The sequence below is a fragment of the Thiothrix caldifontis genome, from assembly GCF_900107695.1.
GTDB classification, from domain to species: domain Bacteria; phylum Pseudomonadota; class Gammaproteobacteria; order Thiotrichales; family Thiotrichaceae; genus Thiothrix; species Thiothrix caldifontis.
Genome location: NZ_FNQP01000010.1, coordinates 19,724 through 34,143 on the forward strand (window position 1 = coordinate 19,724; position 14,420 = coordinate 34,143).

Annotated in this window: 12 protein-coding genes; 10 read left to right on the top strand and 2 right to left on the bottom strand. The window is 49.1% G+C overall.

Going from position 1 to position 14,420, the window contains the following annotated elements; translation table 11 throughout:
* Positions 1 to 418: 418 nt before the first annotated feature.
* Positions 419 to 1,195 (top strand): hypothetical protein, encoded by a 777-nt coding sequence (locus tag BLV87_RS09570; RefSeq protein WP_093068007.1) that lies wholly within the window; start codon positions 419 to 421, stop codon positions 1,193 to 1,195.
* A gap of 57 nt (positions 1,196 to 1,252) precedes the next feature.
* Here BLV87_RS09570 and glnD read toward each other — a convergent pair whose 3' ends face one another.
* Positions 1,253 to 3,889 carry a [protein-PII] uridylyltransferase gene (gene glnD / locus BLV87_RS09575; RefSeq protein ID WP_093068010.1) on the bottom strand — a complete coding sequence of 879 codons (2,637 nt, stop codon included), beginning with the start codon at positions 3,887 to 3,889 and terminating at the stop codon, positions 1,253 to 1,255.
* Positions 3,886 to 4,698 (bottom strand): type I methionyl aminopeptidase, encoded by an 813-nt coding sequence (map, locus tag BLV87_RS09580; protein WP_093068012.1) that lies wholly within the window; start codon positions 4,696 to 4,698, stop codon positions 3,886 to 3,888. The genes glnD and map overlap by 4 nt, the downstream gene beginning before the upstream one ends.
* Before the next feature lie 177 nt (positions 4,699 to 4,875).
* Here map and rpsB point away from each other — a divergent pair, with 177 nt between their 5' ends.
* From rpsB to bamA, 9 genes are all read left to right on the top strand, one after another.
* The gene (gene rpsB / locus BLV87_RS09585; protein WP_093068015.1) at positions 4,876 to 5,646 is read left to right on the top strand and encodes a 30S ribosomal protein S2; all 771 of its coding nucleotides are present in this window, start codon (positions 4,876 to 4,878) and stop codon (positions 5,644 to 5,646) included.
* Positions 5,647 to 5,676: 30 nt separating this feature from the next.
* Positions 5,677 to 6,573, top strand: coding sequence for a translation elongation factor Ts (gene tsf / locus BLV87_RS09590; RefSeq protein ID WP_093068018.1), 897 nt, complete (start codon positions 5,677 to 5,679; stop codon positions 6,571 to 6,573).
* A gap of 104 nt (positions 6,574 to 6,677) precedes the next feature.
* On the top strand, positions 6,678 to 7,412 hold the full coding sequence (pyrH, locus tag BLV87_RS09595; protein ID WP_093068021.1) for a UMP kinase: 735 nt from the start codon (positions 6,678 to 6,680) through the stop codon (positions 7,410 to 7,412).
* A gap of 4 nt (positions 7,413 to 7,416) precedes the next feature.
* Positions 7,417 to 7,974, top strand: a complete 558-nt coding sequence (frr, locus tag BLV87_RS09600; RefSeq protein WP_093068023.1) for a ribosome recycling factor — start codon at positions 7,417 to 7,419, stop codon at positions 7,972 to 7,974.
* Positions 7,975 to 8,019: 45 nt separating this feature from the next.
* Positions 8,020 to 8,769: a polyprenyl diphosphate synthase gene (gene uppS, locus BLV87_RS09605; protein WP_093068026.1), complete on the top strand. Its 750-nt coding sequence runs from the start codon at positions 8,020 to 8,022 to the stop codon at positions 8,767 to 8,769.
* A complete protein-coding gene (locus BLV87_RS09610; protein ID WP_093068029.1) occupies positions 8,762 to 9,580 on the top strand; it encodes a phosphatidate cytidylyltransferase in 819 nt (272 codons plus the stop codon). Before uppS ends, BLV87_RS09610 begins: the two co-directional genes overlap by 8 nt.
* Positions 9,570 to 10,745, top strand: a complete 1,176-nt coding sequence (ispC, locus tag BLV87_RS09615; RefSeq protein WP_093068031.1) for a 1-deoxy-D-xylulose-5-phosphate reductoisomerase — start codon at positions 9,570 to 9,572, stop codon at positions 10,743 to 10,745. Before BLV87_RS09610 ends, ispC begins: the two co-directional genes overlap by 11 nt.
* A 3-nt stretch (positions 10,746 to 10,748) precedes the next feature.
* Complete coding sequence (rseP, locus tag BLV87_RS09620) at positions 10,749 to 12,125, top strand: RIP metalloprotease RseP (protein ID WP_093068034.1); 1,377 nt, start codon at positions 10,749 to 10,751, stop codon at positions 12,123 to 12,125.
* A gap of 41 nt (positions 12,126 to 12,166) precedes the next feature.
* Positions 12,167 to 14,419 (top strand): outer membrane protein assembly factor BamA, encoded by a 2,253-nt coding sequence (gene bamA / locus BLV87_RS09625; protein ID WP_245706983.1) that lies wholly within the window; start codon positions 12,167 to 12,169, stop codon positions 14,417 to 14,419.
* The last annotated feature ends 1 nt before the right edge of the window (position 14,420 follow it).

Genomic DNA, 14,420 nt, shown 5'->3' on the forward strand with positions numbered 1-14,420 from the left:
CAAACTGATTTTTTTGCGCCAATTCCCAAGGTCGTTCACATTGATTGGTAGCTTGACACCAAGAGTATCCGGCGGAACCAATACACCCATGGGTATCCCGGTCTCCGCCGACTATCGGTACAACGGGGTCAGGTTTGGTTTCAGTACAGGCACTTAAGGTGGTCGCTAATATGGTTGCTAATACAAGTTTGATAGGATGCATCACAAGGTTTCCTCACAAATGTTTTTGTGATTAATAATGTATCACAGTCTCGCTTGCCTCACCAATGATCTGCTACAAGATCAGTCTCATGTCAGTGTACATCTCTTTGCAAATGCAGCATTATATTGTTGCTGCGTCAAAGCACGAGACGTTAGGGCAGATTTCGTTTATCCTGTAGCAGTAGGATAACAACCGTTTAAGAGAGGATGAGGTAACATGAAATACACTAAAACAGCACTTTTCATCGCAGGACTTGCTATTTCCAGTTTGGCAGTGGCTGACTTTACGGATGGTTTTGACAATGGCAGTGGTGTCGGTCAGGGTTCCGGCTCTGGTCAAGGTAGCACCAGTGGTTATGGTCAGGGTTATGGCAGTGGTGCCAGTGATGCTTCTGGATTTGGGCGCGGCAAAGGTGATGCTGATGGTGAGGTTGATTTCACCATTACCCTGAAGGGTAAAGGTAAAACAGATATGGCAAGTGACATGGCAGGTAGTGGGCGTGGCGATGGCGCGAGCAATCTGCAAGGCAGTGGTTATGGCTACGGTAATGCCTATAACAATGTGTACGGTACGGGTAATTCATCACAAGGTGGTTATGGTAACAACCCATGGGGCGGTTACGGTGGTATGCCTAACAACATGATGCCGCAGGGAGCGCAAATGCCTCAAATGCAAATGCCGATGATGCCGGGTTATGGTTATGGTGCTGCCCCTATGCAGCAAGCCCCAAGTTTTGAGCAAATGTATCAACAGATGTTAATGCAACGCGCCCAAGCTGATGCTTTTTTCAAGAAAGTAGAAGAGCAGCGTAAGGCTGCGGCGGAAAGACAAGCTGCGGCAAAAGCGGCAGCACCGGCTGCCGCTCCAGTGCCTGCCACAACGACAGCACCAGCACCGGCTGCTTCAGCAGCGCCTGCGGTAGCGGCTCCAGCAGTCGATATGCCGCCAGCACCACCAGCGCCTGCTGTACCAGCAGCACCAGCCGCTAAGTAATCGTGGAGTCTGTAATCAGGGCGTGTTTATTCACGCCTTGATTACCGTAATAAGAACTCAGCCTACCTGTAACGCTTGCTCCAGTGTTTGCCGGACTTGTGCTTGTTGCTCTTCATCTACAATCATTTCACAGTCGCGTGTCGTGACATAGAAAATATCCTGCGCTTGTTCCCCTAAGGTATTGATACGTGCGTTATGCACCCGGATACCTAAGCCATCCATTGCCTCACCCAGTCGAGATAGCAGCCCTGGCATATCGCCCGCGTTGATTTCCAGCAATGTCAGGTTTTTTTCGGGTTGTTGGCTAAAGGAAATGCGCGTTGGCACATTGAAATTGCACAGAATGCGGGGTTTGCGATGCACGGGGTGGTAAGGTTTTTCGCGTTCGAGATTTTCAGTCAAGGTATCAATAATGTGTTGCTGGTCAAGATCATTGATAATGAGCTGATTGTCAGGGCCAAGAATGTGCAAGGTATACAGATCGAAACCTTCAGTGGTGGAGACGATCCGCGCTTGCACGACGTTGAGATTAAGCTGTTCTAACGATGAGACTACCCGTGAGAAGAGATCGTCCCGGTCTTTGCTGTACACAAATAATACATTGCTGCTACCCGATACCGTGCGCCGGATATGGATCAAGGTGGGCTTGAGGGCAGCTTCAGTGAGAATATGGCGGGTATGCCATAACACCGATTCCACGGAATGTTGCAGGTGATAATCCGCCCCAAATTGGTTCCAGAGTGCTAAGCATTCGGTTTCGCTAAAGCCTTCGAGCAAGAGTGGCTCCAATACGGCATTGCGTTTCTCTTCAATCAGTAGTGTGCTTTCACGCGACAGCAGGGTGCGATTGCTCAACACGCGGCGGGAGGAATGGTAAAGCTCGTGTAGCAAGGCTTGTTTCCAGCCATTCCACAGTTTGGGATTTGTGCCGCGAATATCCGCAATCGTGAGCAAAAACAGGCAATCGAGGCGGCTTTGCGAGGCCACAATTCCGGCGAACTCCTGAATCACCATCGGGTCACTGATGTCTTTGCGTTGCGCTGTCATACTCATGAGTAAGTGATGACGGACTAGCCAGCTAACCAAGGAGGCATCATGCAAGTTAAGCCCGTGTTCACGGCAGAAATCATACGCATCGCTTGCGCCGAGTTCAGAATGGTCGCCGTTACGCCCTTTGGCAATGTCGTGAAACAGCCCCGCTAAATACAATAATTCTGGGTCACGCAGGGTTTTGAAGACTTCTGCGCACAAGGGGAGTTCTTGAGCACCAACGGCGGTGCTGTATCGCCGCACATTGCGTAATACAAACAGGGTATGCTCATCCACCGTGTACATGTGGAACAGGTCGTACTGCATCCGCCCGACAATATTGGCAAACGCCGGGATGTACGCCGCGAGGATGCCGTAGCGATTCATCAAGCGCATCACAAACGTAATGCCCTTGGGTTGGCGCAAGATTTGGATGAACAGTTGCCGATGACGCGCTTGCTGGCGAAAACTGGCATCAATCCGGTGTAAATTGTGGCGAATCAGGCGGGTAGTATCCGGTGTTAACCCTGTGACCCCCGGTGTCATTTGCAGTAACAGGAAGATTTCCAGCAAGGCGGTGGGGTACAGCACAAAAACATCGGGTGAGTTGACCGAAATCAAGTTACCACGTTTCTGATACCATTCGCCCAACATTTCCGGTAGTGGCGGGTGTTGCGTGAGGATACGTTCACGGAAAATCCCCATCAGCATGTCGCTGAGGCGCTCTAACTCGGTGATGGTGCGGTAATAGCGCTGCATGAAAGCTTCGACTGCCGCATTATTGGTGTCATCGGTATAGCCGAATAAGTGGGCAAGGCTGCGCTGGTAATCAAACAGCAAGCGGTCTTCTTTGCGTTTAGCCAGCTCATGCAGGGCAAAGCGAATGCGCCACAGAAATAAGCGGCCTTCCCGCAAGGTTTCAAACTCATCGTATTCCAGTAAGCGGTTTTCGTAGAGTTCTTGTAAGGAAAGCGTGCCATATTCGCGGTACGTCACCCAACTGATCGTTTGGATGTCACGTAAGCCGCCGCGTCCTTCCTTGAGGTTGGGTTCGACACGGTGCGAGGTGTCACCCAGCTTGAGGTAACGCTTTTGCTGCTCTTCCAGTTTGGCTTGGAAGAATTCGCGGCTACTCCACATGTGCTCGGTGGATATGGCTTCATGTAAACGCATAAACAGCTTTTCGTTGCCACTGAGGTAACGCGACTCAATCAGGTTGGTGATAACGGTCAGGTCTTCACGCGCAGTTTCTAGGCATTCATCTAAGGTGCGTACACTGTGACCCACATCCAAACCAACATCCCACAGCAGGGTGATGAAGGAAGATAGGCGTTCGCGGCATTCTTCCCCCGGTGTTTCGGTCAGCAGGATTAGCAGGTCAATATCCGACGCTGGGTGTAACTCCTGTCTGCCATAGCCACCGACGGCAATCAGCGTGGCACGGTGGTATTGAGGAATCCCGTTTAAACTCCACAAATGCTGCAAGAGTATGTCAATGAATTCAGCATGATCCGCTAGCAACAGGCGAATATCTTTGTTTGCATGAAACTCTTCGCATAGCAGTTTACGTGCATCTCGGATAGCCTGGGCGTAATCGGCAATGTGGAGCGTGTCACGTTCGAGCAGCCGGTCATAAACCGCTAATAGAGGATTGGTAGGCATCATAGGGTGTTACGCCAGTTAGCTTCTTCTTCACGTAGCGTCAGGATTTCAAAACCATCGTCTGTTACTAACACGGTGTGTTCCCATTGAGCAGACAATTTGTGGTCTTTGGTAACGGCTGTCCATTGATCAGGCAGGATTTTTAGGTGACGTTTGCCTTGGTTGATCATGGGTTCAATAGTGAAAATCATGCCTGCTTCCATGATGATTTTGTCGCTGTCTTTGCTGTAGTAGTGCAAGATTTGCGGTGCTTCGTGGAAGCGGCTACCGATGCCGTGCCCACAGAATTCCTCGACCACACTGTATAAATGTGCATGGGCGTGGCGTTGGATAGCTTTGCCAATGTTGCCGAGTGGCGCACCGGGGCGCACTTCCAGAATGCCGAGGTACATACATTGTTGGGTAATGTGGCTCAGGCGTTTGCCTGCAATAGTGGGTTCGCCGACATGAAACATTTTACTGGTGTCGCCGTGGTAGCCGTCTTTGATGACGGTAATATCAATGTTTAAAGCATCGCCATTTTTGAGTTTTTTGTCACTGGGGATGCCATGGCAAACTTGATGGTTAATGGATGTGCAGATGGATTTAGGGAAAGGTGGTTCACCGTAATTCAGCGGTGCTGGAATTGCTTGTTGTACATTGACAATGTAGTCGTGGCAAATTCGATTGAGTTCGTCGGTGGTCACTCCAGGTTTGACGTATTCCCCAATCATGTCCAATACGTCGGCTGCTAGTTTGCCTGCTACCCGCATTTTGGCGATTTCATCCGCCGTTTTGATGGTTATTGCCTGATCTCGTTGTGTCTTCGCCATTTGTGGTTGTTCCCGGTAGCACTCAAAAGCGTTTCATGGTATAAAGCGCCCGCGAATTCCGCAAATAGTTTTACATTTAATCCACACATACATCGACACGACACGCAGGGTGCTTGCCTTAAAAACAAGTTGCGTTTGCCGGGATGTATGGAGGCATAACCCATACAGGAGCTTCTCATGCCTAAAGTTACTATGCGCCAAATGCTCGAAGCAGGCGTTCACTTCGGTCACCAGACCCGTTACTGGAACCCTAAAATGGGCCAGTTCATTTTTGGTGAACGCAACAAAATTCATATCATCAACCTTGAGCAGACACTGCCAATGTTTAATGATGCGACCAACTTCATCGGTAAGTTGGCTGCCAAAGGTGGTAAAATCATGTTTGTCGGTACGAAGCGTTCTGCGCGTGAAGCGGTTCAGGATGCGGCGACGGCTTGCAAAATGCCTTATGTTAACCACCGCTGGTTGGGTGGGATGCTGACTAACTTCAAAACCGTTAAGCAATCCATCAAACGCCTGAAAGATCTGGAAAAAATGGCTGAAGACGGCACTTTCCAGAAACTGGGTAAAAAAGAAGTGCTGATGCTGACTCGCGAATCTGAAAAGTTAGAGCGCAGCCTTGGCGGTATCAAAGACATGCGTGGCCTGCCTGATGCGATTTTCGTGATCGACGTAGGCTACGAAAAAATTGCAGTTCAAGAAGCTAACAAGCTGGGCATCCCGGTCATCGGCGTGGTGGATACTAACAACTCCCTGCAAGGTGTTGATTATGTCATTCCGGGCAACGATGACGCGATCCGTGCTATCCAATTGTATGTTTCTGCTGCTTCTGATGCGGTTAACGAAGGTCATACGGCGGCGGCTATTGCCCCAGAACCTGAAGTTCCTGCTAGCACGGAAGAAGTGGCTGCTGACGACGCAACGACTACCGACGCTGCTGGCGAATAAGCCAGCCCGTTCAAACAAGGAGTTATCCCAATGGCAATTACTGCTGGAATGGTGAAAGAACTGCGCGAACGTACTGGCGCAGGCATGATGGAATGCAAAAAAGCCCTGACTGAAACCAATGGTGACATGGAAGCGGCTATCGACCTGATGCGCAAATCCGGTGCAGCGAAAGCTGACAAGAAAGCCGGTCGTGTTGCGGCGGAAGGTCGTGTCATCGTAGCATTGGCTGACGATGCAAAAACGGCGGCTATCGTTGAAATTAACAGCGAAACCGACTTCGTTGCGAATGACAGCAACTTTGTTGAATTCGCCGATGCAGTTGGTTTGGTAACCTTGAAAGCACAACCGGCTGATGTTGCAGCTTTGTCTGCATTGACACTGCCAAACGGTCAAACCGTAGAAGAAAACCGTACTGCCCTGATCGCTAAAATTGGCGAAAATATTCAGGTACGTCGTTTCCAGTTGGTTCATGCCGGTGAGTGTGGTCAAATCGCTTCATACCTGCACGGTACACGTATTGGTGTGGTTGTATGCATCGAAAACGGTGAAGCAGAAATGGGCAAGCACATTGCTATGCACATTGCTGCCAGCCGCCCGGCTTGTGTAGACGAGTCTGGTGTACCCGCCGAGATGGTTGAGCGTGAGCGTGAAATTCAGATCGACATCGCTATGCAAAGCGGTAAGCCACGCGACATCGCTGAAAAGATGGTGGTCGGCCGCATGAAGAAATTCTTGGGCGAAATCACCTTGGTTGGTCAGCCGTTCGTCATGAATCCTGATCAAACTGTTGGCGATTTGCTGGCATCCAAAGGTGCGAACATTACCCAGTTCGTGCGTCTGGAGGTTGGTGAAGGCATTGAGAAGAAACAGGAAAACTTTGCTGATGAAGTCGCTGCGCAAGCGGCGGCAGTAGCGGCAGGGAACTAACGAAGCGCCTAGCGGCTCTTCTCTCAAAAAGGGGCACTGGTTGCCCCTTTTTGCTGTCACCTGTATAAATACATTCATTTTACCTAACAGCAGCAGGCGCACCTATGTCATCTACAGTTTTCAGCCCTAAACCCCGTTTTCGTCGTATTCTGTTAAAACTCAGCGGTGAAGCCCTTTTAGGCAACCAAGATTTCGGCATTGATCCTGACATCCTTTACCGCGTCGCAGGCGAGGCTCTTGCAGTACAACGTTCCGGTGTACAAGTGGCTATCGTCATTGGTGGTGGTAACTTATTCCGTGGCGCTGGCTTGGCAGAAAAAGGCATGGATCGTGTGCGGGGCGACCAAATGGGCATGTTGGCGACAGTGATGAATTCCCTTGCCATGCAGGATGCTATCGAGAAACTGGAGGGTAATTGCCGGGTGTTGACTGCATTGGGTATTGATCAGGTGGGTGAACGCTATTCCGCCCATCAGGCACGCCGTTATTTGGAGCAGGGTGACATCGTTATTTGTGCGGCAGGTAGTGGTAATCCATTTTTTACGACGGATACGGCTGCCAGCTTACGCGGGGTTGAACTACAATGTGATTTGCTGTTGAAGGCGACCAAAGTGGACGGTATCTATGATGCTGATCCGAAAAAAAATCCTGCGGCTAAACGCTTTGATCGGTTATCCTTCGAGACAGCAATTCAGCGCCAATTGGGCGTGATGGACTTAACGGCCATGGTTATGTGCCGTGACAATAAACTTACCTTGGGTGTGTTCGATATGTTCGCACCGGGGGCGCTTGCTGCAATCGTTTGTGGCGAGAATATTGGGACTTTGGTTGAGGTTTAAGGTAATGATTGCAGACATTAAAAAAGATGCAGAGCAGCGGATGCAGAAAAGCATTGAAGCCCTGCGCAATGATTTGACTAAAATTCGTACTGGTCGTGCGCATCCCAGTTTGTTGGATCAGGTTACGGTGGATTATTACGGTTCAGAAGTTCCTCTCAGCCAAGTGGCGAATGTCAGCACCGAAGATGCTCGCACGTTAAAAGTCGTGCCATGGGAAAAACAGATGGCCTCCAAGATTGAAAAAGCCATTTTGACGTCTAACCTTGGTTTGAATCCCGCGAATGATGGTAATGCGATTCGTGTGCCATTGCCTGCATTGACCGAAGAGCGCCGCCGCGATTTGGTCAAGGTGGTAAAAAGTGAAGCTGAAGGGGCGCGAGTGGCTATTCGCAATATTCGTCGTGACGCTAACTCGGACTTTAAGGCACTGTTGAAGGAAAAGGAAATTTCTGAAGATGAAGAACGCCGTGCAGCGGATGAGATCCAGAAACTGACTGACCATTTCATTAAGGAAGTGGAAGTCGTGCTGGAAAAGAAAGAAAAAGAATTGATGGAAGTTTGATTGCTATCGCCACCTAGTCGTAGGTGGCGTTGGCATGGGGCCTGAATGACAAATACAACGCCAAAAGATGCGGTTCCTCGGCACGTTGCTATCGTGATGGATGGCAACGGGCGCTGGGCAAAAGCACGTTATCTTCCTCGTTTAATGGGGCATCATCGTGGGGTAGAGTCTGCCCGTAAGGTTATTCGTGGGTGCAGTGACGCCGGGGTGGAATGCCTAACCCTGTTTGCTTTTAGCAGTGAAAATTGGCGGCGACCGGAAGAGGAGGTCAGCGGCTTGATGTCACTGTTTATGTCTGCGCTAGAACGTGAAGCGGCAGCGCTGTTTCGGCATAACGTCAAAATGTGCTTTATTGGTGATCGCAGTGGGTTTTCTGCCAGTTTGCAGGAGAAAATTCAGCAAGTTGAAGCGATGACGGCGACTTGTACCGGAATGCGCTTGCTAATTGCGGCGAATTACGGCGGACGTTGGGATATTTTGCAAGCGGTACGCGCCGTTGCCAGCCAAATTGCCGCAGGTGAGGTGGATATGGCGACGCTAGATGAGGCAGCGTTCAGCCGTTTGCTATCCACAGATGGTGTACCGGAACCTGATTTGTTTATTCGCACAGGTGGAGAAAAACGCATCAGTAATTTTTTGATGTGGCAACTGGCATACGCGGAATTGTATTTCACCGATGTATTATGGCCGGAATTCGATGAGCAGTGCTTGCGCGATGCCTTTCAGGATTTTGCGCGTCGGCAACGGCGTTTTGGAATGACAGGTGAGCAGGTATCAGGAGGAAAACATGCTTAAACAACGGGTTATTACAGGGTTGGTGCTGATTTTATTAGTGTTTGCTGGTATTCGTTTTTTGCCAACCGAGTTGTTTGGCTTGTTTTCATTAATGTTCATTGTTGGTTTGGGTGCTTGGGAATGGGCGGGGTTGACTGGGTGTTATCTGCCAGAAAAACGCATGGCAGGCACAATGATGATTTTAACGGCTTCGATTCCGTTGGTATTTATTCGACCTGACCCCGTATGGGTGTTGTCTGTGAGTATTCCAGTGTGGCTTCTCGTGTTGGTGGCACTGAAAATTTACCCGCGTAATGCTGGTTTTTATAAAAAACATGCTTTGGCGATGCGTTTGTCTGGCATCTTAGTGTTATTGCCTGCTTGGTATGCGTTGATGCAGTTGCATGTGATGCACTATAACTACGTTATCTATTTGATTACATTGATCGCTCTGGCGGATACGGCTGCTTATTTTACTGGTCGGGCATTTGGCAAAAATAAGCTGGCACCGGATTTAAGCCCCGGCAAAACCAAGGAGGGCGTATCAGGTGCGGTTGTTGTGACCGCAGTGTGGGCCTCGCTTGCTGTTTTTTGGCTGGCTATTCCTGAAGGAAAGAGTACGATTTTCATGGTGTTGTCGATGTTTGTGGTATTAATGTCAGTGGCAGGTGACTTGTTTGAGAGTTTGCTGAAGCGTGAGGCAGGCGTGAAAGATAGCGGGCGGATTTTACCAGGACACGGTGGAATTCTGGATAGAATTGATAGCTTGTTAGCTGCTGCACCATTATTCGTACTGGGTTTGCTGTGGTTGGGGATTTATCGTGGCATCTAAAGGCATTACGATTTTAGGTGCAAGTGGCAGCATCGGGGTAAGTACCCTAGATGTATTGGCACGTCACCCCGAGCGTTTCCATGTGTTTGCTGTGACCGCCAACAGTAATGTGGATAAGTTGTTTGAGCAATGTGTGCGCTTTCAACCACGTTATGCCGTCATGGTCGATTTGTTAGCGGCTGGTTTGTTGGAACAGCGCTTGCAAGCGGTTGGCAGTGAGGTTGTAGTGTTAGGCGGAGCAGAAGCCTTGAATATGGTCGCGTCTAGCCCCGATACGGATTATGTGATGGCTGCCATTGTAGGGGCTGCTGGTTTGGTGCCAACCTTAGCCGCTGCGCGTGCGGGTAAGCGGGTGATGCTGGCAAATAAAGAAGCGTTGGTAATGTCTGGGCAATTGTTCATTGACGCAGTGCGGGAGCATGGTGCCGAATTGTTGCCGATTGACAGTGAACACAATGCGGTGTTTCAGTGTCTACCAACTAATGGTAATAATGGGGTTGAGAAGATCTTGCTGACGGCTTCGGGTGGCCCATTTCGTCTGTGGCCTGCTAGTGCTTTGCAGAGTATTACCCCTGAACAGGCGGTGGCACACCCCAATTGGTCGATGGGGCAAAAGATTTCGGTGGATTCTGCGACCTTGATGAATAAAGGTTTGGAAGTGATTGAGGCTTGCTGGTTATTTGGTCTTCCAGCGGAGCGGGTGGAGGTAGTAGTACACCCACAAAGTACCATTCATTCGATGGTGTCCTATAATGATGGTTCGGTGTTGGCTCAGTTGGGCAACCCGGATATGCGTACCCCGATTGCGTATGCGTTGGGATGGCCTGAGCGTTTGACGTCTGGGGTAGCACCGCTGGATTTGTTTGCTACCGCAAGGCTGGATTTCGAACAGCCGGACAAGGAACGTTTTCCGTGTCTGCAACTGGCTTATGATGCCCATGTGCGGGGTGGTTACGCCACGATTGCACTCAATGCGGCAAATGAAGTGGCAGTTAAAGCCTTCTTGGGGCGGGAGATCGGGTTTACCGATATTCCGGTGCTGGTGAAGGATGTGATGCATCAAGCATCAACAGGCACACCGATGAACCTCGAAGAGATACTTATTCAGGATGAGGAAAGCCGTTTGCGTTCACTATCTTGGATAAAAAACAAGAAAATACATTAAATCATGAACTTGTTGATTATAATTCCTGCATTTCTCGTCGCGATTGGTATATTGGTAACAGTACACGAATTCGGGCATTTCTGGGTCGCCCGCAAGCTGGGCGTCAAAGTATTGCGTTTCTCGGTTGGTTTTGGCAAACCGCTGTGGCGGCGTGTTTCCAAAGACGCTGATCAGATTGAATACGTGGTAGCAGCATTACCGTTTGGTGGTTATGTCAAAATGCTTGATGAACGTGAGTGCGAGGAAGGTTGCGAAATTCCTAAGCATGATTTGCCGCGTGCGTTTAATCGTCAAAAATTATGGAAGCGTGCGGCGATTGTGGTCGCAGGCCCCATGGCAAACTTTATTCTGGCTATTCTGATCTATGCGATGGTGAATCTGATCGGTCAGGATGCGATGCGCCCGTATGTCGATGTGGTGAAAGATTCCCCGATGGCGTTGGCTGGATTCCAGCCCGGTGATGAAATCACGGCAATTAACGGTATTGCGACGACTTCATGGGAAGACATGCGCATGTTATTGATTGATGAATACCTGAAATCGCCACAATTGCTACTAAGCGCTAAAACGCAAGAGGGTACAGCCGTACAACGTGAGTTAAATCTTATGGGTGTGGCGATGTTTAAGGAAGAAGCTGGGGCATTGGATAAGCTAGGTTTGAATCCTTGGTTGCCACCTTACGATGTGGTGGTTCATGCAGTGTTACCCGATACCCCCGCTGCACAAGCAGGTTTACAAGCGAACGATAAAATCCTGCAAATAGATACTCTTAAGCCGACGAGTGGGCGTGCTTTCATTGAATATGTTAAGCAACATGCTGACCAGCCAGTAACATTAACGGTAGAGCGTGAAGGTAAAGTTCATACGTTAAACCTCACGCCACGTATTAACCCAGCTAGTGGTGTAGCAACCGCAACCATCGGGGCGCAATTAGCTCCACCACCTGCCAGTTTGCGTGAACAAGTGTATTTCACCCAATCATATGGTTTGGTGGAGTCTTTAGGGCGCGGTGTGGAAAAAACCTGGCAAATGTCCGTAGTGACATTAAAATTAATGGGACGAATGCTGACGGGCGAAGTTTCGTTGAATAATATCAGTGGTCCGGTGACTATCGCGCAATATGCGGGTGTTACTGCTTCGATTGGTTTTACGGTTTACCTTGGTTTTCTCGCGATTGTGAGCATTAGCCTTGGGGTATTGAACTTATTGCCTATCCCGATGTTGGATGGTGGGCATTTGTTTTATTATCTGCTTGAGTGGATAAAAGGTAGTCCTGTGTCAGCAGAAACGGAAGCGGTAGGTTTCCGGGTAGGAATGGCAATCATTGGCGGATTGATGGTGCTTGCTTTGTATAATGACATTACACGGTTATTAAATTAATTATGAAAAAACACACACTTGTAATTTCAGCGGTAAGCTGTTTGTTGGCTGTTTCTCAAGCTGCTTGGGCTGCTGCCTTTGTAGTACGCGACATTGAAGTGAATGGTTTAGAGCGTATTGCGGCGGGTACTGTGCTGAATTACCTGCCTGCCCGTGTTGGTGAACAGTTCAACGATGCACAATCGGCGGAGGCTATCCGTTCGTTGTTCCAGACCGGTTTGTTTGAAGATGTGCAACTGGGTCGCCGTGGTGATGTGTTGGTTGTAAACGTGGTGGAACGTCCTGCCATCGGTGAGTTAACGATCACCGGTAATCGCAAGATTCCAACTGAGAAGCTGATGGAGGTCTTGAAACTGCGCAATATCAGCAAAGGTGACACGCTCGATAAAGCAGCCTTGGCAACGATTCAGCGCGAACTGGAAGAGCAGTATCAAGGCATGGGGCATTACGGTGTTGACATTAAGACCACCATTGAAGCGCTGCCACGTAACCGAGTAGCGGTTAAGATTAATATCAATGAAGGTAATGTTGCCCGTATTCAGAAAGTCAATATTATCGGCAATAAAGCCTTTCCAGAGTCTGTATTGTTGAAACAATTGGAGTCTGGGCCACGCGGCGCATTTTCTATTCCTTTTTTGAGCGATAGTGACCAGTATTCCAAAGAAAAGCTGATGGCAGATTTGGATGCGCTGAACAGTTTCTACCGTGATCGTGGCTATATCAATTTTGAAATCACCTCGGCTGATGTGTCTATGTCACCGGACAAGAAAAATATTTTTCTGAATGTCAGTGTTAACGAAGGTGATCAGTACCGCATCGGCAATGTCAGCGTGGCAGGTAATCCGGGATTGTCACCAGAGCAATTGGGTGAAGCGGTTAAGTTGCGCAAGGGCGAAGTCTTTTCGCAAAAAGCCTTGGAAGAAACGCGCAAAAACTTGTCCAACAAGCTCGGTGCGCAAGGCTATGCATTCACCAAAGTTGCGGCAACCCCTGATTTTGATGAAGCCAATAAGCAAGTGGGTATCTTGTTGTCAGTCGATCAGGGTAAGCGCACTTATGTGCGGCGTATCGACATTCGCGGGAATAACCGTACCAAGGATGAAGTCTATCGCCGTGAATTGCGTCAGGTAGAAAGTTCATGGTTCTCAAAAGAACAGGTAGAGCGTTCTAAAACCCGTTTGCAACGTTTACCGTATGTTGAAGAAGCGACCATTGAAGTCGAGCCGGTAGCAGGCACTAATGACCAAGTTGACCTGATTGTCACCGTGAAGGAGCGTTCCTCTAACCAGTTTCGGGTAGGTGCGGGCTATTCACAGTCTCAAGGCGTATTGTTCAACGTCAACCTGAATCAAGACAACTTCATGGGGACGGGTAAAAAGCTGGATGTAAACGTTGATAACAGCAAGGTCAACAAAAATTACAGCATCGGTTACACCAACCCTTACTATACACCGGATGGTATCAGCCGTGGTTTTAGTACCTATTACAAAGAATACGATGCAGAGGCAGAAGATATTTCGAGCTATGCATCCAACCGTTACGGTGGTAGCGTTAATTACACTGTGCCATTGAGTGAACATGATTCTGTGTATGCCAGCGTCGGTGCTGAGAAGCGTGAAATTGTTCTTGGTAGCGATCCAGCCCAGCGCATTAAAGACTTTGTGGCAACCAATGGGGATGAATATACCCAATTACCGGTAACCGTTAGTTATGTGCACGATACCCGCAACCGTACTGTGTTCCCTACGGAAGGTCAGCGCCATCGAGTCTCTTTGCAAGCGTCTGCGCCGGGCAGCGATTTGCAATACCAGAAGTTAAGCTATGACGGTGCAGCTTATAAGCCGCTAACTGACAATGTAACCTTCGCGGTGAAGGGCAAAGTCGGCACCAGTAATACCGGCGGTGATCTCGATAGTCTGCCATTTTTTGATAAGTATTATGCGGGTGGTATCAACAGTGTGCGTGGCTTTGACCAAAGTTCATTAGGGACACGCGATGAGAAAGACGACCCGACTGGGGGCGATTTGTTGGTAACAACTACGGCTGAAGTCCAGTTTCCAGTGCCCTTGGCTGAAGATGTTAAAGGTCTAAAAATGAGCACCTTTGTGGATGCTGGCAATGTATTCAATGATACCGGTGATTTTAAAGCGGATGAATTACGTTACTCAGCCGGTGTAGGTGCCGTGTGGTTGTCACCGATTGGCCCGTTTGAGGTTAGTTACGCTAAACCCTTGAATGCTGAAGACGGTGATAAAGAGCAAAAAGTACAATTTAGTATTGGGGCATCGTTCTAAA

What these genes read in the sequence shown, in the direction of transcription:
- BLV87_RS09570 (WP_093068007.1), top strand. Translation starts at nt 419, where the DNA reads ATGAAATACACTAAAACAGCACTTTTCATCGCAGGACTTGCTATTTCC.
- glnD (WP_093068010.1), bottom strand. Translation starts at nt 3,889, where the DNA reads ATGATGCCTACCAATCCTCTATTAGCGGTTTATGACCGGCTGCTCGAA.
- map (WP_093068012.1), bottom strand. Translation starts at nt 4,698, where the DNA reads ATGGCGAAGACACAACGAGATCAGGCAATAACCATCAAAACGGCGGAT.
- rpsB (WP_093068015.1), top strand. Translation starts at nt 4,876, where the DNA reads ATGCCTAAAGTTACTATGCGCCAAATGCTCGAAGCAGGCGTTCACTTC.
- tsf (WP_093068018.1), top strand. Translation starts at nt 5,677, where the DNA reads ATGGCAATTACTGCTGGAATGGTGAAAGAACTGCGCGAACGTACTGGC.
- pyrH (WP_093068021.1), top strand. Translation starts at nt 6,678, where the DNA reads ATGTCATCTACAGTTTTCAGCCCTAAACCCCGTTTTCGTCGTATTCTG.
- frr (WP_093068023.1), top strand. Translation starts at nt 7,417, where the DNA reads ATGATTGCAGACATTAAAAAAGATGCAGAGCAGCGGATGCAGAAAAGC.
- uppS (WP_093068026.1), top strand. Translation starts at nt 8,020, where the DNA reads ATGACAAATACAACGCCAAAAGATGCGGTTCCTCGGCACGTTGCTATC.
- BLV87_RS09610 (WP_093068029.1), top strand. Translation starts at nt 8,762, where the DNA reads ATGCTTAAACAACGGGTTATTACAGGGTTGGTGCTGATTTTATTAGTG.
- rseP (WP_093068034.1), top strand. Translation starts at nt 10,749, where the DNA reads ATGAACTTGTTGATTATAATTCCTGCATTTCTCGTCGCGATTGGTATA.